Genomic DNA, 26,165 nt, shown 5'->3' on the forward strand with positions numbered 1-26,165 from the left:
ATGCTTCTGCACGACACGGCCCTCCTCTACGGCCGCTATCTGCGCCAGTCCCTTCGCTCGCGCTTCGCGCTGCTCTTCGGCGTGCTCACCCCGCTCCTCTATCTCCTCTTCTTCGGCCCGCTGCTCACCCGTCTGCCGCTCGGCGGCACGGGCAGCTCCTGGCAGGTGCTCGTGCCCGGACTGCTGCTCCAACTCGGCCTGTTCGGCGCCCTGTTCGCGGGCTTCATGGTGATCGTCGAGAAGGGCCAGGGGGTGGTGGAGCGGATGCGTGTGACCCCCGTCAGCCGGCTCGCCCTCCTCCTCGGCCGGGTGCTGCGCGATGCCACGGTCTTCGTCTTCCAGGCGGTGCTGCTGGTGCTGGCCGCGCTGGTCATGGGCCTGCGCGCACCGCTCGCGGGCATTTTCATCGGCTTCGCGTTCGTCGCCCTGCTCACGCTGTCGCTGGCCTCGCTGTCGTACGCGCTCGGTATGCGGGTCCGCACCCCGCAGGAGTTCGGCCCGCTGATCAACATGGTGTCGATGCCGTCGATGCTGCTGTCCGGTCTGATGCTGCCGATGACCCTCGCGCCCGCCTGGCTGGACGTGCTCTCGCACTTCGTCCCGTTCCGCTATCTGGTGGACGCGGTCCGCGACGCCTACGTCGGCCACTACGCCACCGCGCACATGCTCTACGGCGCCCTCGTCGCCGTCGGCTTCGCGGCGCTGACGGTGACGGTGGGCACACGAGTGTTCCGGACGGCCGGGGCGTAACTACGCTGGCGGCATGGTCAATCTGACGCGCATCTACACGAGGACCGGCGACAAGGGCACCACGGCCCTCGGTGACATGAGCCGGGTCGCCAAGACCGACCTCAGGATCTCGGCGTACGCCGACGCCAACGAGGCCAACGCGGTGATCGGCACGGCGATCGCGCTGGGCGGTCTGGACGCGGAGGTCGTCACCGTCCTCACCCGCGTCCAGAACGACCTGTTCGACGTGGGTGCGGACCTGTCGACGCCGGTCGTGGAGCACCCGGAGTTCCCGCCGCTGAGGGTGGAGCAGTTCTACATCGACAAGCTGGAGGCGGACTGCGACCGCTTCAACGAACGCCTGGAGAAGCTGCGCTCCTTCATCCTGCCCGGCGGCACCCCCGGCGCGGCCCTGCTGCACCAGGCCTGCACGGTCGTCCGCCGCGCCGAGCGCTCCACCTGGGCGGCCCTGGAGGCCCACGGCGAGACGATGAACCCCCTGACGGCCACCTACCTCAACCGCCTCTCCGACCTGCTGTTCATCCTGGCCCGGACGGCCAACAAGGAAGTGGGCGATGTCCTCTGGGTGCCCGGCGGGGAGCGATAGCGCCCGCGCTTCCGCAACGGCGTCAGCGCCCCCGCTTGGGAAACAGCGTGTAGCTCCCGGCGATGATCACATTGATGCCGATCAGCCAGAGCATCCGCAGCTGCCACTGGCGCAGGGAACTGGTGTCGCCGGCGGAGCCCACGTACCAGACGGCGGCCTGGAGCAGGGCGAGGGCGACCAGGGAGGCCAGCACCCAGCGGCCCGCGACCTTCCATTCGTGGACGGCGCGGGCCGTGCCGTACCGGGGCGGTTTCACCGGGGGCGGGCCGCCGGCGAAGCGGTGGGCGACCCGGGCGTCGGCCCACTTGATCGTGGAGTGGCCGAGCCCGACCGTGAAGCCGATGTAGACGGCGGCCAGACCGTGCCGCCAGTCCGGATGGGCGCCGTTCTTCAGATCGATCGCGGTCACGGCGAACAGCACGACCTCCAGCAGCGGCTCGCACAGCAGCAGCGCCAGTCCGGTCCGGGGCATCCGCAGGCCGTAGCGGAAGGTCAGTCCGGCCGCCAGCAGCACCCAGAACGCCACCTCGCAAGCGATGATCCACCCGACGACCACGGTCCACTCCCTTCGTTCGTCCTTCCAGGCTCCCGGCCGCCGCAGCGCGGTTCGTCGTCGGCGCGGGCGAAACCCGGCGTAAGCGAAAGTTGCAGTCCAAGACCCTGCCGGGGGAGCACGCGGGCCGCTCACGGGCCGTGTTGGATGAGGGCATGACCCTCGCGCTCCCCCGCCCCCACCGTGACGACCTACGGATCGCGCTGGGCGGGCTGTTCGGCGGGATGCTGCTGTGGCTGCTCGGGATCCATCCACGCGTGCCCTCGGACCCGCTGGTGCTGTGGCACGCGCCCTGGGCCCCGCTGCTGCCGCTGGTGGCGATGGCCGCGTGCGAGCCTCTGCGCCGCATCCGGCCCCGTATCGGCGTGGCCGTCGGCACACTCGCGCTGACCCTGGACACGGTGACGTTGGGCAACGTCGTCACCATCGTCATGTACACCGACCTGATGTACGCGGCCGTCCTGTACAGCAGCCCCGCCTCGGCCCGCCGTATCCCCTGGACCACCGGGATGCTGACGGTGGTCGGCGGGGTCGTGCCCGCCGCGATCTGGCGCGACCCCCAGGGTCTGCTGATCGGTGTGGGCATCGGCGTGGTCGCGTTCGCGCCCGCCGCGACCGGCTGGGTGGTGCGCAACCACCGCGACGCGGCCGAGGCCGCCCGGCTGCGCGCCGAACAGACCGCGCTGCTCGCCGAGGTGGACCGAACTCAGGCGGTCATGGCCGAACGGGCGCGGATGGCACGGGAGTTGCACGACATGGTGGCCAACCATCTGTCCGCGATCGCGATCCACTCCACGGCCGCGCTGTCCCTCGACAACCCGCAGACCTCCCGGGACGCGCTGAGCGTGATCCGGCAGAACAGCGTGGACGGGCTGGCCGAGATGCGGCGGCTGATCGGCATCCTGCGGGACAGCAGCGGCGACCTGGAACCGGCCGCGACACCGACGCTCGACGGTCTCGCCGCCCTGGTCAAGGGCGCGTGCGCCAACGGCCTGGACGTCCGCCTGGAGGCCGACCACGGCCGGGTACCGGTCCCGGTGGAGCTGGCCGCGTACCGCATCGTGCAGGAGTCGCTGACCAACGCCCTCAAGCACGCGGCGCCGGGACCCGTCCTGGTGCGGCTGCGGCAGGCCGACGGCACCCTGCAGGTCACGGTCACCAGCCCCTACCGGCCCGGCGACACCCCGCGCGCCCCCGGCTCGGGCTCGGGCCTGACCGGGATGCGGGAGCGGGCGGCCCTGCTCGGCGGCGGCTTCACGGCCGCACCCGAGGCCGGCCTGTGGTCCGTACGCGCCACACTTCCCCTCACCGAAACCGAAGGAGACCTCTCGTGATCCGTGTCCTGGTCGCCGAGGACCAGTCAGCCGTGCGCGCCGGACTCGTGCTGATCCTGCGCAGCGCGCCCGACATCGATGTGGTCGGCGAGGCGGCGGACGGCGAGCGGGCGGTGGAGGCGGCCCGGGAACTGCGGCCGGACCTCGTGCTGATGGACGTACAGATGCCGCGCCTGGACGGGGTGTCGGCGACCCGGCAGATCGTCGCGGAGCGGCTCGCGGACGTGCTGGTGCTGACCACCTTCGACCTGGACGAGTATGTGTTCGGGGCGCTGCGCGCGGGGGCGGCCGGCTTTCTGCTGAAGAACACCGAGGCGCGGGACCTGCTGGAGGCCGTGCGGACGGTGGCGCGCGGGGAGGGCATCGTCGCACCGGCGGTGACCCGACGGCTGATCTCCGAGTTCGCGGCCGGTCCGGTGCGGGAGCCGAAGGCCGATCCGGCCGTGCTGGAGACGCTGACCCGGCGCGAGCGGGAGGTGCTGTCCTGTGTCGGGCAGGGGATGTCGAACGCCGAGATCGCCGGGCGGCTGCGGATGGCCGAGGGCACGGTGAAGACGCATGTGAGCCGGCTGCTGGCCAAGCTGCAGCTGCGCAGCCGGGTGCAAGCGGCCGTACTGGCGCAGGAGTTGGGGATCTAGTCAACCACGAGGCGGAGTGGTCCAGACCTATTGACCGGTGGTCCAGACCTTTCTACTCTCGCAGCACCACGGGCGTGAAGGCTCAGTCATGCCCCTGACGCTCCTGACATTTCCCCTATCGAGGAGGCGCACATGCGCTTCAGACTCAGACACAGAGCCGCGGCAGGTCTCGCGACCCTGCTGCTCCCCCTGGCCGGCCTGGTCGCTCTCGCGGGCCCCGCCCAGGCCGCGGCCAACTCCACGGCGAGCTTCACCAAGACCAGCGACTGGGGAACCGGCTTCGGCGGCCAGTGGACCATCAAGAACACCGGTTCCTCCAGCATCAGCTCCTGGACCGTCGAGTGGGACTTCCCCTCCGGTACGTCCGTGACCTCCGCCTGGGACGCGGACGTCACCAGCTCCGGCAACCACTGGACCGCCAAGAACAAGTCCTACAACGGCAGCATCGCCCCCGGCGCCTCCGTCTCCTTCGGCTTCAACGGCGCGGGCCCCGGCTCCCCGGCCAACTGCAAGCTGAACGGCGACAGCTGCGACGGTACGACGGCCCCCGGTGACGCGGCGCCCTCCGCCCCCGGCACCCCGACCGCCTCGGGCGTCACCGACACCTCCGTCAAGCTCTCCTGGGGCGCGGCCACCGACGACAAGGGCGTCAAGAACTACGACGTCCTGCGCGACGGCAAGGTCGTCGGCACGGTGACGACGACGTCGTACACGGACACCGGCCTCACCGCCGGCACCGACTACTCCTACACCGTGCAGGCCCGCGACACCGCCGACCAGACCGGCCCGGTCAGCGGCGCGACCCGGGTGCACACCACCGGCGGCGGCACCAATCCCCCGCCCACCGGCGACAAGGTCAAACTCGGCTACTTCACCGAGTGGGGCATCTACGGCCGCAACTACAACGTCAAGAACCTGGTGACGTCCGGCTCGGCCGCGAAGATCACGCACATCAACTACGCCTTCGGCAACGTGACGGGCGGCCAGTGCGCCATCGGCGACTCCTACGCCGACTACGACAAGGCCTTCACCGCCGACCAGTCGGTGAGCGGCGTCGCCGACACCTGGGACCAGCCGCTGCGCGGCAACTTCAACCAGCTGCGCGAGCTGAAGGCCAAGTACCCGAACCTCAAGGTGCTGTGGTCCTTCGGCGGCTGGACCTGGTCCGGCGGGTTCGCGCAGGCGGCCGCCAACCCGGCCGCGTTCGCCGACTCCTGCTACAGCCTGGTCAACGACCCGCGCTGGGCCGATGTCTTCGACGGCATCGACATCGACTGGGAGTACCCGAACGCCTGCGGTCTGTCCTGTGACACCAGCGGAGCCGCGGCCTTCAAGAACGTGCTGGCCGCGCTGCGCGCCAAGTTCGGTTCGAGCAAGCTGGTCACCGCCGCGGTCACCGCCGACGGCTCCTCCGGCGGCAAGATCGAGGCCGCCGACTACGCGGGCGCCGCGCAGTACGCCAACTGGTTCAACGTGATGTCGTACGACTTCTTCGGCGCCTGGGACGCCCAGGGCCCGACCGCCCCGCACTCCCCGCTGACCTCGTACTCCGGCATGCCGAAGGCCGGGTTCGACACGGCCGACGCGATCGCCACGTACAAGTCGATCGGCGTGCCCGCCGCCAAGCTGCTCCTCGGCATCGGCCTCTACGGCCGCGGCTGGACCGGCGTCACCCAGGACACCCCCGGCGGCACCGCCACGGGCCCGGCGGCCGGCACCTATGAACAGGGCATCGAGGACTACAAGGTGCTCAAGACATCCTGCCCCGTCACCGGCACCGTCGCCGGCACGGCGTACGCCCACTGCGGCAGCAACTGGTGGTCGTACGACACTCCGTCGACCATCGCCGGAAAGATGAGCTGGGCCAAGTCACAGGGCCTCGGCGGCGCGTTCTTCTGGGAGTTCAGCGGCGACACCAGCAACGGTGAACTGGTGAACGCGATCAGCAGCAACCTGTAGGACGTACGGAAAAAGGGCCTAAGCGACGTTGACGCGCTGACCGGGCGGGGCTGCCTCCAGCCACGCGAGGAATCCGGTCAGCGCGTCTTCGCTCATGGCGAGTTCGAGGCGCGTGCCCCGATGCGTACAGGCGAGGACCACCGCGTCCGAGAGCAGCGCCATCTCCTCCTCGCCCTCGGGCAGCCGGCGGCCGGCCACCTCGATCTGCGCGCGCTCCAGCGTGCGGCGGGGGCGGGGGGCGTAGGAGAAGACCCGGTACCACTCGATGCGGTCGCCGTTGTAGCGGGCGACGCCATAGCTCCAGCCCTTGCCGCCCGCGTCCGGTTTCTCGGCCACGTCCCAGCGCAGGGAACAGTCGAAGGTGCCGCCGGAGCGCTGGATGAGTCTGCGGCGTAGCCCGAACAGGAACAGGCCCGCCACCACGAGCGCGACCACGATCCCGGACACAGTCAGAGCGAGGACCATCGGCACCGACCTCCTCGTCTCCTAGGCACTGGAACTGCAACTGTCACTGAGTAATGAAACCGGAAAAACACCCACATCTGCCTCAGCCGCGACCGGCACCGGATTGCTCCGGGCCGGCCGCGGCTGAGTGACGTCATACTTCTCGCTGGGGTCAGCGAGCCGCCGCCGCACGCAGGCGGACGTCGGCGCGGCGCTCGGCGGCGGCGTCGCCCTCCGCCTTCGCACGCTCCAGTTCCCGCTCCGTGCGCTGGACATCGATCTCGTCCGACAGCTCGGCGATCTCGGCCAGCAGCGACAGCTTGTCGTCCGCGAACGAGATGAAACCGCCGTGCACCGCGGCGACGACCGTTCCACCTTCACTCGTACGGATGGTCACCGGGCCCGACTCCAGCACACCGAGCAGCGGCTGGTGACCGGGCATGACGCCGATGTCGCCGGACGTGGTGCGCGCGACGACCAGGGTGGCCTCGCCGGACCAGACCTGGCGGTCGGCGGCGACCAGCTCGACATGCAGCTCAGCAGCCAAGGGTGGCTCCTCGGGTCACCACCCGGCGGTTCTGCCGGGTGTTGGGGTCAATTCTAGTGGGCGTGGAGAGAGGGGCTGGACGCACCCCCGAAGGGGTGGGTCCGCGCCCCTCTCACGAACTCAGGGAGTTCAGGAGACGCCCAGCTCCTTGGCGTTGGCCTTGAGGTCCTCCAGGCCACCGCACATGAAGAACGCCTGCTCCGGGAAGTGGTCGTACTCACCGTCGATGATCGCGTTGAAGGCCGCGATCGACTCGTCCAGCGGGACGTCCGAACCGTCGACGCCGGTGAACTGCTTGGCGACGTGGGTGTTCTGGGACAGGAAGCGCTCCACGCGACGGGCACGGTGGACGACGAGCTTGTCCTCCTCGCCCAGCTCGTCGATACCGAGGATCGCGATGATGTCCTGGAGGTCCTTGTACTTCTGGAGGACCGTCTTCACGCGCATGGCCGCGTTGTAGTGGTCCGCCGCGATGTAGCGCGGGTCCAGGATCCGGGACGTGGAGTCCAGCGGGTCCACGGCCGGGTAGATGCCCTTCTCGGAGATCGGACGGGACAGAACCGTCGTCGCGTCGAGGTGGGCGAAGGTGGTGGCCGGGGCCGGGTCGGTCAGGTCGTCCGCGGGGACGTAGATCGCCTGCATCGAGGTGATCGAGTGACCGCGGGTCGAGGTGATGCGCTCCTGGAGGAGGCCCATCTCGTCGGCCAGGTTCGGCTGGTAACCCACCGCGGACGGCATACGGCCGAGCAGCGTGGAGACCTCGGAACCGGCCTGCGTGAAGCGGAAGATGTTGTCGATGAAGAACAGCACGTCCTGCTTCTGGACGTCACGGAAGTACTCGGCCATGGTGAGGCCGGCCAGCGCGACGCGCAGACGGGTGCCCGGGGGCTCGTCCATCTGGCCGAAGACCAGCGCGGTCTTGTCGATGACGCCGGAGTCCGACATCTCCTCGATCAGGTCGTTGCCCTCACGGGTGCGCTCACCGACACCGGCGAACACGGAGACACCGTCGTGGTTGTTGGCGACACGGTAGATCATCTCCTGGATGAGCACCGTCTTGCCGACGCCGGCACCGCCGAACAGACCGATCTTGCCGCCCTTGACGTACGGGGTCAGCAGGTCGATGACCTTGACGCCGGTCTCGAACATCTCGGTCTTCGACTCGAGCTCGTCGAAGTTCGGGGCCTTGCGGTGGATGCCCCAGCGCTCGCCCTCGTAGCTCTCGTCGACGTTCAGCACCTCACCGAGGGTGTTGAACACCTTGCCCTTGGTGAAGTCACCGACGGGCACCGTGATGGAGTTGCCGGTGTCGGTGACCGCGGCCTGGCGGACCAGACCGTCGGTGGGCTGCATGGAGATGGTGCGGACCAGGCCGTCACCCAGGTGCTGGGCGACCTCCAGGGTCAGCGTCTTCTTCTCGCTGGCGTTGGCCGGGTCGGCCACCTCGACGTGAAGGGCGTTGTAGATGTCCGGCATCGCGTCGACGGGGAACTCCACGTCGACGACCGGGCCGATGACCCGGGCGACGCGGCCCGTAGCCGTCGCGGTCTCAACAGTGGTGGTCATTATCGGTCACTCCCCGCGGTCGCGTCGGCCAGGGCGCTCGCGCCACCGACGATCTCGCTGATTTCCTGGGTGATTTCGGCCTGGCGGGCCGCGTTGGCAAGACGGGAGAGCGTGTTGATCAGCTCACCCGCGTTGTCGGTGGCCGACTTCATCGCGCGCCGCGTGGCGGCGTGCTTCGAAGCGGCCGACTGAAGCAGCGCGTTGTAGATACGGCTTTCCACATAGCGCGGCAGCAGGGCGTCGAGGACGTCCTCCGCCGAGGGCTCGAAGTCGTAGAGCGGAAGGATCTCGCCCTTGGGGGCGGCCTCCTGCGCGACCTCTTCGAGGCGCAGCGGCAGCAGGCGCGCGTCCAGCGCCGTCTGCGTCATCATCGAGACGAACTCGGTGAAGACGATGTGGAGTTCGTCCACACCCCCGTCGGCCGTGTCCTTCTCGATGGCCTCGATCAGCGGTGCCGCGACCTTCTTGGCGTCCGCGTACGACGGCTCGTCGGTGAAGCCGGTCCACGACTCCGTGACCTTGCGCTCACGGAAGTTGTAGTGCGCGACACCGCGGCGGCCGACGATGTACGTGTCGACCTGCTTGCCGTCGCGCTCCAGGCGCCCGGTCAGCTGCTCCGCCGCCTTGATGGCGTTGGAGTTGAAGGCGCCTGCCAGACCACGGTCGCTCGTGAGGAGCAGGACCGCGGCACGGGCCGGGTTCTCCGCCTCGGTGGTCAGCGGGTGCTTGGTGTTCGAGCCGGTGCCGACCGCCGTGACCGCGCGCGTCAGCTCGGTCGCGTACGGCGTGGAGGCCGCCACCTTGCGCTGTGCCTTGACGACACGCGAGGCGGCGATCATCTCCATCGCCTTGGTGATCTTCTTGGTCGCGCTGACGGATCGGATGCGACGCTTGTAGACCCGGAGCTGGGCTCCCATGAGTCAGGTCCCTTCCTTACGTCACTTGGCGGCAGCGGCAGGGGTGTCCTCGCCGAGCAGCTTGCCGTCCGAGGTCTCGAACTGCTTCTTGAACTCGGCCACCGCGTCGTCGATCGCCTGGATCGTGTCGTTCGACATCTTGGCGCCCTCCTTGATGGAGGTCATGAGGCCCTGGTGCTTCCGGTGCAGGAAGTCGATCAGTTCCTTCTCGAAGCGGCGGATGTCGACGACCGGGACGTCGTCCATACGGCCGTTGGTGCCGGCCCAGACGGAGACGACCTGGTCCTCGGTGGCCATCGGCTGGTACTGGTCCTGCTTCAGCAGCTCGACCATGCGCTGACCGCGCTCCAGCTGGGCCTTCGAGGCCGCGTCCAGGTCGGAACCGAAGGCGGCGAACGCCTCCAGCTCACGGAACTGGGCGAGGTCCACACGGAGGCGGCCGGAGACCTGGCGCATCGCCTTGTGCTGCGCGCTGCCACCGACTCGGGAGACGGAGATACCGACGTTCAGCGCGGGACGCTGACCGGCGTTGAACAGGTCCGACTCCAGGAAGCACTGGCCGTCGGTGATGGAGATGACGTTGGTCGGGATGAACGCCGAGACGTCGTTGGCCTTGGTCTCGACGATCGGCAGACCGGTCATCGAACCGGCACCCATGTCGTCGGAGAGCTTGGCGCAGCGCTCCAGCAGGCGGGAGTGCAGGTAGAAGACGTCACCCGGGTAGGCCTCACGGCCCGGCGGGCGGCGCAGCAGCAGCGACACGGCGCGGTAGGCGTCGGCCTGCTTCGAGAGGTCGTCGAAGATGATGAGGACGTGCTTGCCCTCGTACATCCACTGCTGACCGATGGCCGAACCGGTGTACGGCGCCAGGTACTTGAAGCCGGCCGGGTCGGACGCCGGGGCGGCGACGATGGTCGTGTACTCCAGGGCGCCGTTCTCCTCCAGCGCGCGGCGCACGCCGGCGATGGTGGAGCCCTTCTGGCCGATGGCGACGTAGATGCAGCGGACCTGCTTCTTCGGGTCGCCGGTGCGCCAGTTGTCGCGCTGGTTGATGATCGTGTCGACGGCCAGGGCGGTCTTGCCGGTCTGGCGGTCACCGATGATCAGCTGACGCTGACCACGGCCGATCGGGGTCATCGCGTCGACGGCCTTGTAGCCGGTCTCCATCGGCTCGTGCACCGACTTGCGCTGCATGACCGTGGGGGCCTGCAGCTCAAGCGCGCGGCGGCCGGACGTCTCGATCTCGCCGAGGCCGTCGATCGGGTTGCCGAGCGGGTCGACGACACGGCCGAGGTAGCCCTCGCCGACCGCCACGGAGAGCACCTCACCGGTGCGCTGCACCGGCTGACCCTCCTCGATGCCGCTGAACTCACCGAGGACGATGGCACCGATCTCGCGCTCTTCCAGGTTGAGCGCGAGGCCGAGGGTGCCGTCCTCGAACTTCAGCAGTTCGTTGGCCATGGCCGAGGGAAGACCCTCGATCTTCGCGATGCCGTCGCCGGCAAGGGTGACCGTACCGACCTCCTCGCGCGAGGCCGCGTCCGGCTTGTACGACTGGACGAAGTTCTCCAGCGCGTCCCGGATCTCCTCCGGCCGGATCGTGAGCTCCGCCATCTGGGTTCCCTGCTCTCCTTGTTGGGCCCGAAGTTTCACTTTGGGGGTCTGGGGGCGACCCCCAGGATTCTTCTGCACGGCCCAACCAGGGCCGTTCTGAGTACTACTGCTGTTCTCGAATACCGAGCGTCACTCAGCTCGCCATGCGGCGGGCGGCCTCGTCCAGTCGGTCCACGAGGGAGCCGTTGATGACCTCGTCACCGACCTTCACCCGGATACCGCCGACGACCTCGGGGTCCACGTCCAGGTTGAGGTGCATCCGACGGCCGTAGAGCTTGGCGAGGGCGGCGCCGAGGCGCTGCTTCTGGCCGTCACTCAGCGGCACCGCCGAGGTGACGACGGCGACCATGCGGTCCCGGCGCTCGGCCGCGAGCTTGGACAGGGACTCCAGTCCCGCTTCCAGGCTACGTCCACGCGGCACGGTCACAAGGCGCGTGACCAGTCGCTCGGTGGCCGGCTTGGCGCGTCCGCCGAGCAGCCGGTGCAGCAGCTCGGTCTTGGCGGCGATGCCGGCGGCGCGGTCGGTCAGCGCGGCGCGCAGCTCGGTGCTGGAGGAGACGATCCGGCCGAACCGGAACAGCTCGTCCTCGACGTCGTCGAGGGCGCCCGTCTTCTCCGCGGCCGTGAGGTCGGCGATGTCCGCCAGCTCCTCCAGCGCGTCCACCAGGTCGCGGGGCTGCGACCAGCGGGTGCGCGCCATCCCGGCCACCAGGTCGGCGGTGGCACCGCTGACCTGGGCGCCGATCAGACGCTGGACCAGTTCCGCCTTGGCCTCCGCGGGCTGCGCCGGGTCGGTGAGGGCCCGGCGCAGGCCGGCCTCGCGGTCGAGCAGCGCGGTGACGGCCGCCAGCTCGTCCGCGAGCTGCGCGGCGTCCACGGACGTGGAGTCCGTCAGCGCGTCGAGACGCTCACGTGCGGCTGCCAGGGCCTCGCGGCTCGCTCCGTTCATCGCGTGGCCTCGGCCTTCTCCTCGAGCTCGTCGAGGAAGCGGTCGATCACACGGCTCTGACGGGCGTGGTCCTCAAGGGACTCGCCGACGAGCTTGCCGGCCAGTTCGGTGGCGAGCTTGCCGACGTCCTGACGCAGCGCGGACGCGGCGGCCTTGCGGTCGGCCTCGATCTGGGTGTGGCCGGCGGCGACGATCTCCTCGCGCTGCCGCTGACCCTCGGCCCGCATCTCGGCGATGAGCGCGGCACCCTGCTCCTGCGCCTCCTGGCGCAGGCGCGCGGCCTCGTGCCGGGCCTCGGCGAGCTGAGCCTTGTACTGCTCAAGGACGCTCTGGGCCTCGACCTTCATGGCGTCGGCCTCTTCGATACCGCCTTCGATCGCCGCGCGGCGCTCCTCCAGAACCTTGTTGATGTTCGGAAGCAGCTTCTTCCAGAAGAAGAAGAACACGATGGCGAAGGCGATGGTGCCGACGAGCAGCTCGGGGCCGGCGGGGACGAGCGGGTTCTGCTCGGTCTCCTCGGCCGCCAGCTGTGCCAGGTTGGCGATCACATCAGTGCCTTTCGTCGAAACGTGTCGGTCAGGGGGTGATTAGCGACCGAACACGAACGGCATAACGATGCCGATGAGGGCGAGCGCCTCACAGAAGGCGAAGCCCAGGATCTGGTTGGCGCGGATCAGACCGGCGGCCTCGGGCTGGCGGGCCAGGGCCTGCGTGCCGTTACCGAAGATGATGCCGACGCCGATGCCGGGGCCGATCGCAGCGAGGCCGTAGCCGATCGAGCCGACGGAGCCGTGGACACCAGCGGTGGCGGCGAGGGTCTCAAGAGCAGCGGACATGCCGGTTCTTCCTTCTCTTTCATGGACCGGTGGGGGTTGGCCACCGGACGTCTGGGGATTGGCGGGGTGGTACGGCTCAGTGGTGCTCGGCGAGAGCGCCCTGAATGTAGGAGCAGGCCAGCAGCACGAACACGTACGCCTGGACGGCCTGGACGAAGAGCTCGAAGAGGATCATGGCGAGCGTCATGATGAACGACACGCCCGCCGCCGGGACCATCCAGCTGTTCATCAGGTACCAGGAGGCCACGGTGAACATGACCAGCATCAGGTGACCGGCGAACATGTTGGCGAACAGTCGCACCGCGTGGGTGAAGGGGCGGACCAGCAGGTTCGAGAAGAACTCGATGACCATGACGAGCGGCAGCACCGCACCGAGCGACTTGTCGTAGCCCGTGACGTTCTTGAAGAAGCCGACGAAGCCGTGCTTCTTGAAGGTGAGCGCGACCCAGGTGATGTAGACGATCGCGGCCAGCACCATCGGGAAGGCGATCACCGAGGACACCGGGAACTGGGCCAGCGGGATCACGGACCAGATGTTCATGAGCCAGACGAAGAAGAAGAGGGACACCATGAGCGGCACCCACTTCTCGCCCTCGCGCTTGCCGAGGGTCTCGTACACGATGCCGCGGCGCACGAAGTCGTAGCCGGCCTCGCCGACCATCTGCAGCTTGCCCGGGACGACCTTGGCCTTGCCGAAGGCCGCCGAGAAGAAGGTGACGACGAGCAGCGTGGTGACGAGCGCGAGCAGCATCACCTTGTTGAACTCGAAGCCCCCGACCGTGAAGAGCGGCTTGAACAGGAAGGAGTTCAGGCCCGGGGCCGGGAAGCCGCACCCGTTGTCGGACATGATCCGACAACTCCAGTCAAAGGCGAGCTGGGTCTGGTCAGCACTCACCGCGGGCTCCTTCGGCATGACGCATGGGTACGGCAACCTCGTTGTGTCGGCGCGGCACACGGCCGCGGATCGGCACCGGACTGGTGTTACGGATGTGGGGGCGGCTGGGGGGCGTCGAGCCTCGCCATTGAGCAGGCGTCAGCTCGGATGCCCGCGCCCGCGATGCCGCAGTTGGCACCGGACGATAGCAGGAGATCTCACAAGCCTTTATCCCGCCCCTACCCCTCACGACGACGGCCCTGTCTTCTCGGGCTTCTCGCTCTTCTCGGCGTCCGGGTCGATGTAGAAGATCTTGGCCTTCATATGCGCGCGAGCCTGCGCGGCCATCCACACGACGGTCGCGACGACGAGCGACACGGCGAACGTCTTCGCGTTGAAGAGAGAGGTGTCCTTGAAAACAGCGACGAAGATCAGGAGGAGGAGCAGCTGGGCCACATAGAGCAGCAGGCCCATCATCTGGAACAGCTGGGGGAGCGTTTTCGCCGTCCACTGCAGCACATACAGGCCGAGTCCCATGAACAGGATGGCCAGGACCGTGCCGACGGCCGCGCCGAGCGCACCTTTACCCCCCGCGACCGCTGCGCTCACGGCGACAGCGATCGCACCTGCGATCGCTGTGGGCACAGCGATCTGCAGAAGGTTCCGGGCGTCATTGGACGGCATGGCGGCAACTCCGCTTTCACAGGGGGCAGGGTGTCGTCATGGACGAGCGTAGTCCCGGGCTGAGTGATCGAGACCTCACACCAATGGACCGTCGCACTAGGGTCCTTCGGCTCTATCCGGGGTTCTCGTGAACCGTATCACAAACTATTTGATGAGGTCTTTACCTGCTCGGTGTGCTTGCTGTCACACATGAGAGTGACAGTGCCCGTCTGTGCAAAAACCGGACCCAGTTGTCTGGTATTAGGGGACTTTGCTCCCCCACGAGATGGCAATGCTCTCGTTAGATTCTTACCTTGCGTGTTTCTATCGGCGATCAACGAAACGCGAACGAGGGCCGATCGCGGTCGCGCCGTTGACGCCCGAGATCCCGGCGGTCACAGGAGCGCGTTCCCCGGTCTCCTGGGCGGTCTCGCGCGCCTCCTGCGCCGCACCGGCCTCCATGGCCACAGCGGCCTCGGCCGTACGGCGCCGACGGCGGTAGCGCGGCGGTACGAACCGCTGCGCCCACAGGGGCACCCGCGGCGTGAAGCGCGGGAGCAGCAGCAGGACCAGACCCACCGCGCTGAGGAACACCACACCGAGCACGATCCACATCGAGGCCGAGTTGACCGAGTAGGCAAGGGCGCCGAAGGCGATCAGGGCCGACCAGAAGTACATGATCAGCACCGCCCGGCTGTGCGAGTGGCCGATCTCCAGCAGCCGGTGGTGCAGATGCCCGCGGTCCGCGGCGAACGGCGACTGGCCGCGCCAGGTGCGCCGGACGATCGCGAGGACCAGGTCCGCGGCCGGCACCGCGATGATCGTCAGCGGCAGCAGCAGCGGGATGTAGACCGGCACCGTCTGGTGCACCGCCGCCTTCTCGGAACCCGTGAACAGCGCGAGGGCGTCCGGGTCGAGCTGGCCCGTGATCGAGATCGCGCCCGCCGACAGCACCAGGCCGATCAGCATCGAGCCCGAGTCGCCCATGAAGATCCGCGCCGGGTGCATGTTGTGCGGCAGGAAGCCCAGGCACATGCCCATCAGGATCGCCGCGAACAGCGTGGCGGGGGCGGCGGCCTCGATGCCGTACGACAGCCAGATCCGGTAGGCGTACAGGAAGAACGCGGCCGCCGCGATGCAGACCATGCCGGCGGCGAGGCCGTCCAGGCCGTCCACGAAGTTCACCGCGTTGATCGTGATGACTACGAGCGCGACGGTCAGCAGGGTGCCCTGCCACTGGGTCAGGGCCACATTGCCGACGCCCGGGATGGGCAGCCACAGGATCGTCAGACCCTGCATGACCATGACGCCCGCGGCGATCATCTGGCCGCCCAGCTTGATCAGCGCGTCGATCTCGAACTTGTCGTCCAGGACGCCGATCAGCCAGATCAGGGCGGCGCCGGAGAGCAGGGCGCGCGGTTCGTTCGACTTCTCGAAGACCTCGTTGAGGTTGGTCAGGTGGTCCGCGACCAGCAGGCCCGCGCACAGGCCGAAGAACATGGCGATACCGCCGAGGCGCGGAGTGGGCTCCCGGTGCACATCACGTGCCCGGATCTCCGGCATGGCTCCGGCCACGATCGCGAATTTCCGTACCGGCCCTGTCAGCAGGTACGTCACCGCGGCCGTGATGCAGAGCGTCAGCAGGTATTCACGCACGGGCTTCCCCACAGGTCTCGCTGGCCATCACAGCCCCACACCCTAGCGATGGACGTATACGGATGGGGACTTCCGGGTAGCCAAGATGGTTGCACGCGTGGCTGCGGGCCACGGCACAGTTCGGGGCGTATGGGACCCGCGTACCCCGGTTCAGGCCGGATACGGCGGAAAATCGCCGGTCAGCGCGCGCACCTCGTCCCGGACCCGGGCAGGGTCGCTCTCGCCGCGCAGTACGCCGGCCATCAGCTTCGCGATCCGCGCCATCTCCGGCTCCCCCATGCCCTGCGTGGTCACCGCGGCCGTGCCCAGGCGCAGGCCACGGCCGTCGCCGTGCGGCAGCGCACAGCAGTCCAGGACGATCCCGGCGGCGGCGAGCCGGCCGCGCGCCGTGCGGCCGTCCACGCCGAGCGGGGCCGGGTCGGCGGTGATCAGGTGAGTGTCCGTGCCGCCGGTGGTGACGGCGAGGCCCTCGACGGCCAGCCGGCCGGCCAGCACCCGCGCGTTGGCGACCACCTGATGGGCGTACGCGCCGAACGCCTCTGTCGCCGCCTCGCCGAACGCCACGGCCTTCGCGGCGATCGTGTGCATCTGCGCGCCGCCCTGGGTGAACGGGAACACCGCCCGGTCGACGCGCTCGGCCAGTTCGCTCCCGCACAGGATCATCCCGCCGCGCGGCCCGCGGAGCACCTTGTGGGTGGTCGCGCACACGATGTCGGCGTACGGCACCGGGTTCGGCGCCGCGCCGCCGGCGACCAGCCCGATCGGATGCGCGGCGTCGGCGATCAGATAGGCCCCGACCTCGTCGGCGACCTCGCGGAAGAAGGCGTAGTCGATATGGCGGGGGTAGGCGATGGAACCGCACACGATCGCCTTCGGCCGGTGGCCCAGGGCGAGGTGGCGGACCTGGTCGTGGTCGATGAGCCCGGTCTCCGCGTCCACCCCGTACCCGACGAAGTCGAACCAGCGCCCGGAGAAGTTCGCGGGCGAGCCATGGGTGAGGTGACCGCCGTAGTGCAGGCCGAGGGCGAGGACGGTGTCGCCGGGGCGCAGCAGGGCGGCGTAGGCGGCCAGGACGGCCGAAGAGCCGGAGTGGGCCTGGACATTGGCGTGCTCGGCGCCGAAGAGCGCCTTGGCCCGCTCGACGGCGAGCCGCTCGGCCACGTCGACGAGTTCGCAGCCGCCGTGGTGCCGGGCGCCGGGGTAGCCCTCGGCGTACTTGTTGGCGAGCGGCGAGCCGAGCGCGGCCAGTACGGCGGGCGAGGTGAAGTTCTCGGCGGCGATCAGCTGCAGGGTCGTCGACTGGCGTGCCAACTCGCCCAGCAGGATCTCGGCGAGCTGCGGGTCCTGCCGCCGCAGGACGTCGGTCTCGAGGGTATGGGTGACCGACATGGCGGGCTCCCTGGCGGTCGACGGTGACGTATCCCCAATGTAGGCCCGGGACGTCTGTGACGCCCGGTGTCGACACCCGGCCGACGGCCGGCGCCGCTCCGGCCGCGGGAGGTCCCTAGGTCCGGGTCGCGACGCCGGTCAGGGCTGTCACCACGGGGTCCAGTGCCTGATGTATCTCGTCGCCGATGGACCGGAAGAACGTCAGGGGTGCCCCGTACGGGTCGTACACCTCGTCCGCCTCGGCGGTGGGCGCGAGCAGCCAGCCGCGCAGGGCCGCGGCCGCGCGGACCAGGGCGCGGGCGCGCATGACGACGCCGTCGTCCAGGGGCGGCAGCGTGGCGGGGTCTATGGCGCGGACCAGCCGGGTGAACTCCTTCAGGGTGAAGGTGCGCAGGCCCGCCGAATGGCCCATGGAGATGACCTGGGCGCGGTGGTCGCGGGTCGCGGTGAGGACCAGGTCGGCCCGGATGACGTGTTCGTCCAGCAGCTCCCGGCCGGTGAAGCCGGTGGCGTCCGCGCCGAACTCGCCCAGCACGGTCTCCGCGTTGGCCTCCATCGGCGCACCCTCGTGCCCCCAGGTGCCCGCGCTCTCCACGATCAGCCCGCCGCCGAGCACGCCGAGCCGCTCCGCCACGAAATGGCGGGTCAGCCGCTCGGTGATGGGCGAGCGGCACACATTGCCGGTGCTGACATGGAGGATGCGGAAGGTGTCGCGCGGAAGGCCGAACGTCGTCGTCTGCTCCGCGTGACGCTCCCCGATGCCTATGCCACGCCCCGCTTCAGGGGCCGTCAATTCGCCACCTCGAGGTCGGGTACGACCTTGCGCAGCTCCTCCGGCGACAGCGCGCCCTCACGCAGCAGCACCGGCACCCGGCCGGAGACGTCGACGATGGAGGACGGGACGTTGCCTGGGGTCGGGCCGCCGTCGAGGTAGACGGAGACGGAGTCGCCGAGCATCTCCTGAGCGGCGTCGCAGTCCTCCGGCGCCGGGTGGCCGGTGAGGTTGGCGGAGGAGACGGCCATCGGGCCGACCTCGGTGAGCAGCTCGATCGCGACGGGGTGCAGCGGCATACGGACGGCGACCGTGCCGCGGGTGTCGCCGAGGTCCCACTGCAGGGACGGCTGGTGCTTGGCGACCAGGGTCAGGGCACCCGGCCAGAAGGCGTCGACCAGCTCCCAGGCCATCTCGGAGAAGTCCGTGACGAGGCCGTGCAGGGTGTTCGGCGAGCCGATGAGGACAGGGGTGGGCATATTGCGGCCCCGGCCCTTGGCGGCCAGCAGTTCGGCGACGGCCTCGGAAGAGAAGGCGTCGGCGCCGATGCCGTACACCGTGTCGGTCGGCAGCACCACCAGCTCGCCCCGGCGGACGGCGGACGCGGCCTCGCGCAGACCCGTCGTGCGGTCGGTCGCGTCGTTGGTGTCGTATCGCCGTGCCATGTCTAGCGGGCCTCCTCGTACACGTACTGCGGGATGGAAGTCGGGGCGGTGCTCACGGCAGCGCCTTGCGGGCGGTCGCGAACCGGGGGCGGTTGTTGAGGTCGGGGTGGTCGGCCGCGTCGGCCCAGCCCCGCTCCTCGGTGAAGATCCATGGCACCTGGCCGCCCTGGGTGTCGGCGTGCTCGATCACGACGACCCCGCCGGGGCGCAGCAGCCGGTGCGCGGTGCGCTCCAGGCCGCGGATGAGGTCCAGGCCGTCCTCGCCGGAGAACAGGGCCAGCTCCGGGTCGTAGTCACGGGCCTCGATGGCGACGTACTCCCACTCGGTCAGCGGGATGTACGGCGGGTTGGAGATGACCAGGTCGACCTGGCCGTCGAGGTCGGGGAAGGCGGTCAGGGCGTCGCCCTGGCGCAGGTCCACCCTGGATCCCGCCACGTTCTTACGGGTCCACACCAGCGCTTCCTCGGACAGCTCCACGGCGTGCACCCGGGAGCGCGGGACCTCCTGGGCGAGGGCGAGCGCGATGGCGCCGGAACCGGTGCACAGGTCGACGATGCAGGGCTCGACGACGTCCATCGCGCGCACGGCGTCTATGGCCCAGCCGACCACGGACTCGGTCTCCGGGCGGGGCACGAAGACGCCCGGCCCGACCTGCAGCTCCAGGTAGCGGAAGTAGGCCCGCCCGGTGATGTGCTGCAGCGGCTCGCGCTGTTCGCGCCGGGCGATGACCTCCCAGTACCGGGCGTCGAAGTCGGCGTCCTTCACGGAGTGCAGTGCGCCGCGCTTCACGCCGTGCACGAACGCGGCCAGCTCCTCCGCGTCGTTGCGCGGCGAGGGCACACCGGCGTCGGCCAGCCGCTGGGTGGCCTGCGCCACCTCGGCGAGCAGCAGGTTCACGCGAGTCCTCCGTGTCGTGCTCGTACGTGCGTGCGTGTCTTACGCGGCCGCGAGCTTCGCCGCCGAGTCGGCGTCGACGCAGGCCTGGATGACCGAGTCGAGGTCGCCGTCCAGGACCTGGTCCAGGTTGTACGCCTTGAAGCCGACGCGGTGGTCCGAGATGCGGTTCTCCGGGAAGTTGTAGGTGCGGATCTTCTCGGAGCGGTCGACGGTGCGGACCTGGCTGCGGCGGGCGTCGGCGGCCTCCCGCTCGGCCTCCTCCTGCGCCGCGGCGAGCAGCCTGGAGCGCAGGATACGCAGAGCCTGCTGCTTGTTCTGCAGCTGGCTCTTCTCGTTCTGGCAGGAGGCGACGACTCCGGTCGGCAGGTGTGTGATGCGCACCGCGGAGTCGGTGGTGTTGACGGACTGGCCGCCGGGGCCGGAGGAGCGGTAGACGTCGATCCGGAGGTCGTTCGGGTTGATCTCGACATCGACCTCCTCGGCCTCGGGGGTGACGAGGACACCGGCCGCGCTGGTGTGGATACGGCCCTGGGACTCGGTCGCCGGCACGCGCTGCACGCGGTGCACACCGCCCTCGTACTTCAGCCGCGCCCACACACCCTGGCCGGGTTCGGTGGCGCCCTGGCCGCCCTTGGTCTTCACGGCGACCTGGACGTCCTTGTAGCCGCCGAGCTCGGACTCGGTGGCGTCGATGATCTCCGTCTTCCAGCCGATCCGCTCGGCGTAGCGCAGATACATGCGCAGCAGATCGCCCGCGAACAGGGCCGACTCGTCGCCGCCCGCACCCGCCTTGATCTCCAGGATGACGTCCTTGTCGTCGCTCGGGTCACGCGGGACGAGCAGCAGCCGCAGCTTCTCGGTCAGCTCCTCGCGCTGCTTCTCCAGGTCCTTGACCTCGGCCGCGAAGTCGGGGTCGTCGGCGGCCAGCTCGCGCGCGGTCCCGATGTCGTCGCCGGCCTGCTTCCAGGAGCGGTACGTGGCGACGATCGGGGTCAGCTCGGCATAGCGCTTGTTGAGCTTGCGCGCGTTCGCCTGGTCGGCGTGGACCGACGGATCGGCGAGCTTCTTCTCCAGATCGGCGTGCTCGGCGACGAGTTCCTCGACGGCCTCGAACATCTTGGGCTCCTGATACTGCGGGGGGAGGGCTGGCGGGCGACCAAAAACGCCGGTCCCGGGCACACCCCCGCGAGGGCGTGACCGTGGACCGGCGAAATGGGGCTCGCTACTTCTTGGAGCCGGCGGCAGCCTTGCCGAAGCGGGCCTCGAAGCGGGCCACACGGCCACCGGTGTCGAGGATCTTCTGCTTACCCGTGTAGAACGGGTGGCACTCGGAGCAGACCTCGGCCCGGATGGTGCCGGACTCGATGGTGCTACGGGTGGTGAACGACGCGCCGCAGGTGCAGCTGACCTGCGTCTCGACGTACGCGGGGTGGATGTCGCGCTTCAAGGTGTCTCCTAGATTTCGGGAGGGCGCCGGGTCGCTGACGCGGGATGCGCAAGCGTGAACCGGAGCCGACGTACCAGTCTGCCAGGACTGGGGCCATCCACCCAAACCGGGGGTGCGGATGTTCTATTCCTGAGGGTGAGGGGGTGCCCCTCAAGGGTGAGGGGATGCCCCTCAGCCGCTCACGACACCCTTGGCCTCACCGGTCGCCGTGCCTTCGGTCGCCGACCGCGGGATCGGGCGGTCGTTCTTCAGGGCGTCCCAGACCTGCTGGGCCTTGGCCTTCTCCAGAAGGACCCGGTTGGGGTTGGCCGGGTCGTACTGGACCGGCATCGTGACCATGGTCATGTGCTGGGAGCTGATGCCCTTGAGACCGTCGGTGAAGTCGACGAGGGAGTTGACCGAGCCGAGGTCGGAGTCGGTGGTGACGGTCTTGGTGGCGGTGTCGGCGAGGTCGTACAGCTTCTTCGGGTCGGTGAAGATCCCGACGTGCTTGACCTGGTTGAGCAGCGCCTTGACGAAGGCCTGCTGGAGCTGGATGCGGCCCAGGTCGGAGCCGTCGCCGACGCCGTGCCGGGTGCGCACCAGGCCCAGGGCCTGCTTGCCGCTCAGGGTGTGGGTGCCGGACCTGAGGTTCAGATGGCTCTGCGGGTCGGCGATGGTCTTCGTCGTGGTGACCTGGACCCCGCCGAGGTCGTCGATGAGCTTCTGGAAGCCCTCGAAGTCGACCTCCAGATAGTGGTCCATGCGGATGCCGGTGATCGACTCCACGGTCTTGACGGCGCAGGCCGCGCCGCCGGTGCCGTAGGACTCGTTGAACATCGCGCCGGACTCGGCGGGGTGGGCGGTGCCCTTGGTGTCGGTGCAGGCCGGGCGGTCGATCAGGGTGTCCCGCGGGATGGAGACGACGCCGGCCTTCTTGTGGCCCTTGTAGACGTGGACGATCATCGCCGTGTCGGAGCGGGCACTGCCGTCGTCGACGCCGCCGCCGAGGTTCTTGTTCGAGCCGGAGCGGCTGTCCGAGCCGAGGACCAGGATGTTCTGGGAGCCGTTGTCGATCTTCCTGGGCCGGTCGTTGCCGAGGGCCTGGTCGATGTCGACGCTCTTGAGGTTGCCGTTGAGCTTGAAGTACACGTACCCGACGCCGGCGCCGCCCAGGACCACCACGCCCGCGACGGTCCAGGCCGTCATACGCAGAGCCTTGCGGCCCTTGCTGGGGGCCTTGCGGCGGCGGCCCTTGCCACGCTGGCGGGGGCCGGTCTCGCCCGGCTCGGGTATGACGGGCTCCGGCGTGCTCTGGGCGGACAACATCGCTCCTCGGTCTCGGCGGTCGATTACCCCCTGCTTTCAGGGTCGGGCGCGGTCAGTACCGCTCCATCGTCGCTCCGCATGGTCAGACGGAGAAACTCGGGAAAGAGTTGCACAACGCAGCGTGCCCACCGCGTACGGCGATGGGCACGCTGCGTAGCCGCATCGACCGAGGGCACCCCGCTCACCTGCGGTTTCAGCCCCGGATGCCGTACGCCTGGAATCCGTTACCCGCGGAGATCTTTGTGGCATAGATCTCGCTTGTCGCCTTTGCCGATCTCTGTCGGCCTGCCCCGGCCGCGGTGGCACGGCGCTGTGGCAGCAGGGGGGAGGCACCCGGCACCCGGCACCAAAAAGCCCGCCCCCCGTCACCGATGGACGAGGGGCGGGCTTCTCAACTCCCTGAGGGGCGACTCAACGGCGCTCAGTCACCGTTGCCCGGAGTGGGCGTCGTCTTCTGAATCTGCATCAGGAACTCGACGTTCGACTTCGTCTGCTTCATCTTGTCGAGCAGCAGCTCGATCGCCTGCTGCTGGTCCAGCGCGTGCAGCACCCTCCGCAGCTTCCAGACGACGGACAGCTCCTCGTTGCCGAGCAGGATCTCTTCCTTACGGGTGCCGGACGCGTCCACGTCCACCGCCGGGAAGATGCGCTTGTCGGCGAGCTTCCGGTCGAGCTTCAGCTCCATGTTGCCGGTGCCCTTGAACTCCTCAAAGATCACCTCGTCCATACGGGACCCGGTGTCCACAAGAGCCGTGGCCAGGATGGTCAGCGAACCGCCGTCCTCGATGTTGCGCGCCGCGCCGAAGAACCGCTTCGGCGGGTACAGCGCGGTCGAGTCGACACCACCGGACAGGATGCGGCCGGAGGCCGGCGCCGCCAGGTTGTAGGCACGGCCCAGACGCGTGATGGAGTCGAGCAGGACGACGACGTCGTGGCCCAGCTCGACGAGCCGCTTGGCACGCTCGATGGCCAGCTCGGCGACCGTGGTGTGGTCCTCGGCCGGGCGGTCGAAGGTCGAGGAGATGACCTCGCCCTTGACCGACCGCTGCATGTCGGTGACCTCTTCCGGACGCTCGTCGACGAGGACGACCATCAGGTGGCACTCGGGGTTGTTGTGCGTGATCGCGTTGGCGATCGCCTGCATGATCATGGTCTTACCGGTCTTCGGCGGGGCCACGATCAGACCGCGCTGGCCCTTACCGATGGGCGAGACCAGGTCGATGATGCGGGTGGTGAGCACGCCCGGGTCCGTCTCCAGGCGGAGGCGGTCCTGCGGGTAGAGCGGGGTCAGCTTGTTGAACTCCGGGCGGCCACGGCCGTGTTCGGGCGCCATGCCGTTGACGGAGTCGAGGCGGACCAGCGCGTTGAACTTCTCGCGGCGCTCGCCATCCTTCGGCTGGCGGACCGCACCGGTGACGTGGTCGCCCTTGCGCAGGCCGTTCTTGCGGACCTGGGCGAGGGAGACGTACACGTCGTTCGGGCCCGGCAGGTAGCCGGAGGTCCGGATGAAGGCGTAGTTGTCGAGGATGTCCAGGATGCCCGCGACGGGGATCAGGACGTCGTCCTCGGCGAGCTGCGGCTCGGCGACCTCGTCACGGCCACGGCGGCCACGGCGGTCGCGGTAGCGGCCGCGACGGCCACGGCGGCCGCCCTCGAAGTCGTCGTCGTCCTGCGGGCCGTTGTCACGCTGGCGGTCCTGTCGGCCGCCGCCCTGCTGCTGGCCACCCTGCTGCTGACGGTCCTGCCGGCCGCCCTGGCCCTGCTGCTCCTCGCCCTTGCCGCGGCGGTCACGGTCACGGTCACGGCCGCGCTCGCGGCGGTCGCGGCGGCCACGGCCCTCGCCGTCACCGGCGTCGCCCTTGGCCTCGCCCTGCGGCTGCTGGGCGGGCGCCTCGGCCTTGGCCTCGCCCTTCGCCTCGGCGGCGACCGTCTCGGCGCCGCTCGCGGTGGGGCTGCCGGCCTCGGCGGTGGCACGGCGGCGACGGCGCTCGGTCGGGGCGTCGTCGGAGGCCGGCTGGCCGGGGATCTCGATCTGCTGCTGGGCCACGGCTCGCTCGGCGGGAGCCTCGGCCTTCTTCTCGCCGTCGGCGGCCTCACCCGTACGGGCCTTGGAGGTGGCGCGGCGCTTGGGCTTGGTCTCGGTGGCCGGCTCGGCCTTGGCGGCGGCTCCCCCGGCGGGGGCACCCCCACCGGCGGCCTGCGCCTCCTTGATGACCTCGATCAGCTGGCTCTTGCGCATCCGCGCGGTGCCCCTGATGCCGAGGCCCGAGGCGACCTGCTGCAGCTCGGCCAGCACCATGCCCTCAAGGCCGGTACCACGGCGCCGCCGGGAGCCGGCACCGGCAGCAGGCGCGGAGGCGTCCGTGGCGGGCGCGGCAGCGGTCTCCTCGACACGTGCGCCCATCAGATCGGTGGTGTCGCTCACGAAGGGTCCTTCCCTGGAGCGGACGTCGGCCTGTCTGGCTCGGCGACCGGTTGTGCTGTCCGACTACGGTTCTGTCTTCCGTGAACCGTGCCGGGGCGGTGGTCCGCCAAAGCGGCGGAGGAAATGTGCGGTGATGGCGCTTCCGCGAGCCGTGGCACCCAGTGTCACTTGGCGTGGTAGCACCGATTCCGGCGCGTGCCCGGCGGCCCGCTCAATGCCCGCATACGACGTACTGCCCAGGTACGGCGCACGGAACACGGAGTGGCGTGGGAGGCTCCCGGAAGAATGTCTGTCCCGGACTGGGACACGAAGCACCTCGCCATGGTGGGGTCGGGTGCAGACTTGAGATTAACACTACCGGATCCAACAAACATTCCCCCTCTCGAAATCCGGCAACCGTGTTGTGTCAGGTCGCAAGCGGCAGCACGCTCGCTCCCTGGACATCCAGGTCCAGCCGGTTCGCCGCCCAGCCCGCGCCCGCGAGATGAGCGACCTTGTCGGCGCTGTCGGCGTCGGCCAGCGCCATGACGGTGGGTCCCGCGCCCGAGATGACGGCCGGGATACCGTCGGCGCGCAGCCGCTCCACCAGCGCGGCGCTCTCCGGCATGGCCGGGGCGCGGTACTCCTGGTGGAGGCGGTCCTCGGTGGCGGGCAGCAGCAGCTCGGGGCGCCGGGTGAGGGCCTCGACGAGCAGGGCGGCACGGCCCGCGTTGACGGCGGCGTCGACGTGCGGCACGGTGCGCGGCAGCAGGCCGCGCGCGGTCTCGGTCAGGACCGGCTTTCCGGGCACGAAAACCACCGGAACGATGGAATCGGTGGGCTCCATCCTGATCGCCCGCGCCGCACCGGACTCCATCCAGGACAGGGTGAATCCGCCGAGCAGACACGCGGCCACATTGTCCGGATGACCCTCGATCTCCGTGGCCAGTTCCAGCAGTGCCGCGTCGTCGAGGCGGGCCTCGCCGCCTATGGTCACCGCGCGGGCGGCGACGATGCCGGCGCAGATGGCGGCGGAGGAGGAACCGAGACCCCGGCCGTGCGGAATGCGGTTGGCGCAGACGATTTCCAGGCCGCGGGGCTGTCCGCCCAGCAGATCGAAGGCGGTGCGCAGGGAGCGGACGAGAAGGTGAGACTCGTCACGCGGGAGGGTCTCGCTGCCCTCCCCCGCGATGTCGATGTGCAGCCCGGAGTCGGCCACCCGGACGACCACGTCGTCATAGAGCCCCAGCGCGAGACCGAGGGCATCGAAGCCCGGGCCGAGATTGGCGCTGGTGGCGGGAACGCGCACCCGGACGGCGGCGGCGCGGAACGCTGGACCGGCCATCGCTCGTTGACTCTCCTTGAGCTGCGGGACTGTCGAAGACAATTCGATGAC

General features: G+C 69.4%; 26 protein-coding genes. 5 read left to right on the forward strand and 21 right to left on the reverse strand.

Translation table 11 applies throughout. The annotated features are described in order from the left end of the window. Positions 1-750, forward strand: a complete 750-nt coding sequence (locus IE277_RS31335) for an ABC transporter permease (RefSeq protein ID WP_189957081.1) — start codon at positions 1-3, stop codon at positions 748-750. Positions 751-763: 13 nt separating this feature from the next. Next, on the forward strand, positions 764-1,336 hold the full coding sequence (locus IE277_RS31340; protein ID WP_189957082.1) for a cob(I)yrinic acid a,c-diamide adenosyltransferase: 573 nt from the start codon (positions 764-766) through the stop codon (positions 1,334-1,336). Positions 1,337-1,358: 22 nt separating this feature from the next. Here the strand turns inward: IE277_RS31340 and IE277_RS31345 are convergent, their stop codons facing one another. Then, positions 1,359-1,892 carry a hypothetical protein gene (locus IE277_RS31345; RefSeq protein WP_189957083.1) on the reverse strand — a complete coding sequence of 178 codons (534 nt, stop codon included), beginning with the start codon at positions 1,890-1,892 and terminating at the stop codon, positions 1,359-1,361. A 152-nt stretch (positions 1,893-2,044) separates the two neighbouring features. Between IE277_RS31345 and IE277_RS31350 the strand changes: the two genes are divergently transcribed. The 3 genes from IE277_RS31350 to IE277_RS31360 all read left to right on the forward strand — a co-directional run bounded on the left by IE277_RS31350 (position 2,045) and on the right by IE277_RS31360 (position 5,820). Then, entirely contained in the window at positions 2,045-3,223 is a 1,179-nt protein-coding gene (locus IE277_RS31350) for a sensor histidine kinase (protein WP_189957084.1), read from the forward strand. After that, a complete protein-coding gene (locus IE277_RS31355) occupies positions 3,220-3,861 on the forward strand; it encodes a response regulator (RefSeq protein WP_189957085.1) in 642 nt (213 codons plus the stop codon). Before IE277_RS31350 ends, IE277_RS31355 begins: the two co-directional genes overlap by 4 nt. A gap of 132 nt (positions 3,862-3,993) precedes the next feature. Continuing rightward, positions 3,994-5,820: a glycoside hydrolase family 18 chitinase gene (locus tag IE277_RS31360; RefSeq protein WP_189957086.1), complete on the forward strand. Its 1,827-nt coding sequence runs from the start codon at positions 3,994-3,996 to the stop codon at positions 5,818-5,820. An 18-nt stretch (positions 5,821-5,838) separates the two neighbouring features. Here IE277_RS31360 and IE277_RS31365 read toward each other — a convergent pair whose 3' ends face one another. The 20 genes from IE277_RS31365 to thrB form a co-directional block, all read right to left on the reverse strand. After that, positions 5,839-6,285, reverse strand: a complete 447-nt coding sequence (locus IE277_RS31365; protein ID WP_189957087.1) for a DUF2550 domain-containing protein — start codon at positions 6,283-6,285, stop codon at positions 5,839-5,841. Positions 6,286-6,436: 151 nt separating this feature from the next. Continuing rightward, positions 6,437-6,811: a F0F1 ATP synthase subunit epsilon gene (locus tag IE277_RS31370; RefSeq protein WP_189957088.1), complete on the reverse strand. Its 375-nt coding sequence runs from the start codon at positions 6,809-6,811 to the stop codon at positions 6,437-6,439. A 129-nt stretch (positions 6,812-6,940) separates the two neighbouring features. Continuing rightward, positions 6,941-8,377 carry a F0F1 ATP synthase subunit beta gene (gene atpD / locus IE277_RS31375; protein ID WP_189957089.1) on the reverse strand — a complete coding sequence of 479 codons (1,437 nt, stop codon included), beginning with the start codon at positions 8,375-8,377 and terminating at the stop codon, positions 6,941-6,943. After that, a complete protein-coding gene (locus IE277_RS31380; protein ID WP_189957090.1) occupies positions 8,377-9,294 on the reverse strand; it encodes a F0F1 ATP synthase subunit gamma in 918 nt (305 codons plus the stop codon). The genes atpD and IE277_RS31380 overlap by 1 nt, the downstream gene beginning before the upstream one ends. Positions 9,295-9,315: 21 nt before the next feature. After that, positions 9,316-10,908, reverse strand: a complete 1,593-nt coding sequence (gene atpA / locus IE277_RS31385; protein WP_189957091.1) for a F0F1 ATP synthase subunit alpha — start codon at positions 10,906-10,908, stop codon at positions 9,316-9,318. Positions 10,909-11,041: 133 nt separating this feature from the next. Then, positions 11,042-11,857 (reverse strand): F0F1 ATP synthase subunit delta, encoded by an 816-nt coding sequence (locus IE277_RS31390; protein ID WP_189957092.1) that lies wholly within the window; start codon positions 11,855-11,857, stop codon positions 11,042-11,044. Continuing rightward, positions 11,854-12,405: a F0F1 ATP synthase subunit B gene (locus IE277_RS31395; protein WP_189957093.1), complete on the reverse strand. Its 552-nt coding sequence runs from the start codon at positions 12,403-12,405 to the stop codon at positions 11,854-11,856. The genes IE277_RS31390 and IE277_RS31395 overlap by 4 nt, the downstream gene beginning before the upstream one ends. A gap of 39 nt (positions 12,406-12,444) precedes the next feature. Continuing rightward, positions 12,445-12,693: an ATP synthase F0 subunit C gene (gene atpE, locus IE277_RS31400; protein ID WP_069778692.1), complete on the reverse strand. Its 249-nt coding sequence runs from the start codon at positions 12,691-12,693 to the stop codon at positions 12,445-12,447. 76 nt (positions 12,694-12,769) lie between these two features. Beyond that, entirely contained in the window at positions 12,770-13,606 is an 837-nt protein-coding gene (gene atpB, locus IE277_RS31405; protein ID WP_506005347.1) for a F0F1 ATP synthase subunit A, read from the reverse strand. Between the two features lie 207 nt (positions 13,607-13,813). Next, positions 13,814-14,251, reverse strand: a complete 438-nt coding sequence (locus tag IE277_RS31410; RefSeq protein WP_189957094.1) for a Cg1360 family ATP-synthase-associated protein — start codon at positions 14,249-14,251, stop codon at positions 13,814-13,816. 303 nt (positions 14,252-14,554) lie between these two features. Then, positions 14,555-15,886 (reverse strand): MraY family glycosyltransferase, encoded by a 1,332-nt coding sequence (locus IE277_RS31415; protein ID WP_189957095.1) that lies wholly within the window; start codon positions 15,884-15,886, stop codon positions 14,555-14,557. Between the two features lie 150 nt (positions 15,887-16,036). Beyond that, positions 16,037-17,275: a serine hydroxymethyltransferase gene (glyA, locus tag IE277_RS31420; RefSeq protein WP_189957096.1), complete on the reverse strand. Its 1,239-nt coding sequence runs from the start codon at positions 17,273-17,275 to the stop codon at positions 16,037-16,039. Positions 17,276-17,390: 115 nt separating this feature from the next. Beyond that, complete coding sequence (locus tag IE277_RS31425; protein ID WP_189957097.1) at positions 17,391-18,068, reverse strand: arsenate reductase/protein-tyrosine-phosphatase family protein; 678 nt, start codon at positions 18,066-18,068, stop codon at positions 17,391-17,393. Next, positions 18,065-18,712, reverse strand: coding sequence for an L-threonylcarbamoyladenylate synthase (locus IE277_RS31430; protein ID WP_189957098.1), 648 nt, complete (start codon positions 18,710-18,712; stop codon positions 18,065-18,067). The genes IE277_RS31425 and IE277_RS31430 overlap by 4 nt, the downstream gene beginning before the upstream one ends. A 52-nt stretch (positions 18,713-18,764) precedes the next feature. Next, entirely contained in the window at positions 18,765-19,610 is an 846-nt protein-coding gene (prmC, locus tag IE277_RS31435; protein ID WP_189957099.1) for a peptide chain release factor N(5)-glutamine methyltransferase, read from the reverse strand. 39 nt (positions 19,611-19,649) lie between these two features. Next, positions 19,650-20,726: a peptide chain release factor 1 gene (prfA, locus tag IE277_RS31440; RefSeq protein ID WP_189957100.1), complete on the reverse strand. Its 1,077-nt coding sequence runs from the start codon at positions 20,724-20,726 to the stop codon at positions 19,650-19,652. 106 nt (positions 20,727-20,832) lie between these two features. Beyond that, a complete protein-coding gene (gene rpmE / locus IE277_RS31445) occupies positions 20,833-21,057 on the reverse strand; it encodes a 50S ribosomal protein L31 (protein WP_014675000.1) in 225 nt (74 codons plus the stop codon). A 171-nt stretch (positions 21,058-21,228) separates the two neighbouring features. Then, positions 21,229-22,362 carry an LCP family protein gene (locus IE277_RS31450; protein ID WP_189957137.1) on the reverse strand — a complete coding sequence of 378 codons (1,134 nt, stop codon included), beginning with the start codon at positions 22,360-22,362 and terminating at the stop codon, positions 21,229-21,231. 424 nt (positions 22,363-22,786) lie between these two features. Further along, positions 22,787-24,790, reverse strand: a complete 2,004-nt coding sequence (gene rho / locus IE277_RS31455) for a transcription termination factor Rho (RefSeq protein ID WP_189957101.1) — start codon at positions 24,788-24,790, stop codon at positions 22,787-22,789. Between the two features lie 406 nt (positions 24,791-25,196). Continuing rightward, positions 25,197-26,114, reverse strand: a complete 918-nt coding sequence (gene thrB / locus IE277_RS31460; protein WP_189957102.1) for a homoserine kinase — start codon at positions 26,112-26,114, stop codon at positions 25,197-25,199. Positions 26,115-26,165: the final 51 nt, after the last annotated feature.

The sequence above is a fragment of the Streptomyces alanosinicus genome, from assembly GCF_014650595.1.
In the GTDB taxonomy this organism is placed as follows: Bacteria; Actinomycetota; Actinomycetes; order Streptomycetales; family Streptomycetaceae; genus Streptomyces; species Streptomyces alanosinicus.

Coding starts and splice junctions, on each gene's coding strand:
- IE277_RS31410 (WP_189957094.1), bottom strand. CDS start 14,251: ATGCCGTCCAATGACGCCCGGAACCTTCTGCAGATCGCTGTGCCCACA.
- glyA (WP_189957096.1), bottom strand. CDS start 17,275: ATGTCGGTCACCCATACCCTCGAGACCGACGTCCTGCGGCGGCAGGAC.
- IE277_RS31365 (WP_189957087.1), bottom strand. CDS start 6,285: ATGGTCCTCGCTCTGACTGTGTCCGGGATCGTGGTCGCGCTCGTGGTG.
- IE277_RS31335 (WP_189957081.1), top strand. CDS start 1: ATGCTTCTGCACGACACGGCCCTCCTCTACGGCCGCTATCTGCGCCAG.
- IE277_RS31430 (WP_189957098.1), bottom strand. CDS start 18,712: ATGGCACGGCGATACGACACCAACGACGCGACCGACCGCACGACGGGT.
- IE277_RS31380 (WP_189957090.1), bottom strand. CDS start 9,294: ATGGGAGCCCAGCTCCGGGTCTACAAGCGTCGCATCCGATCCGTCAGC.
- IE277_RS31360 (WP_189957086.1), top strand. CDS start 3,994: ATGCGCTTCAGACTCAGACACAGAGCCGCGGCAGGTCTCGCGACCCTG.
- atpB (WP_506005347.1), bottom strand. CDS start 13,606: ATGCCGAAGGAGCCCGCGGTGAGTGCTGACCAGACCCAGCTCGCCTTT.
- IE277_RS31390 (WP_189957092.1), bottom strand. CDS start 11,857: ATGAACGGAGCGAGCCGCGAGGCCCTGGCAGCCGCACGTGAGCGTCTC.
- IE277_RS31340 (WP_189957082.1), top strand. CDS start 764: ATGGTCAATCTGACGCGCATCTACACGAGGACCGGCGACAAGGGCACC.
- IE277_RS31350 (WP_189957084.1), top strand. CDS start 2,045: ATGACCCTCGCGCTCCCCCGCCCCCACCGTGACGACCTACGGATCGCG.
- atpE (WP_069778692.1), bottom strand. CDS start 12,693: ATGTCCGCTGCTCTTGAGACCCTCGCCGCCACCGCTGGTGTCCACGGC.
- atpA (WP_189957091.1), bottom strand. CDS start 10,908: ATGGCGGAGCTCACGATCCGGCCGGAGGAGATCCGGGACGCGCTGGAG.
- atpD (WP_189957089.1), bottom strand. CDS start 8,377: ATGACCACCACTGTTGAGACCGCGACGGCTACGGGCCGCGTCGCCCGG.
- prfA (WP_189957100.1), bottom strand. CDS start 20,726: ATGTTCGAGGCCGTCGAGGAACTCGTCGCCGAGCACGCCGATCTGGAG.
- thrB (WP_189957102.1), bottom strand. CDS start 26,114: ATGGCCGGTCCAGCGTTCCGCGCCGCCGCCGTCCGGGTGCGCGTTCCC.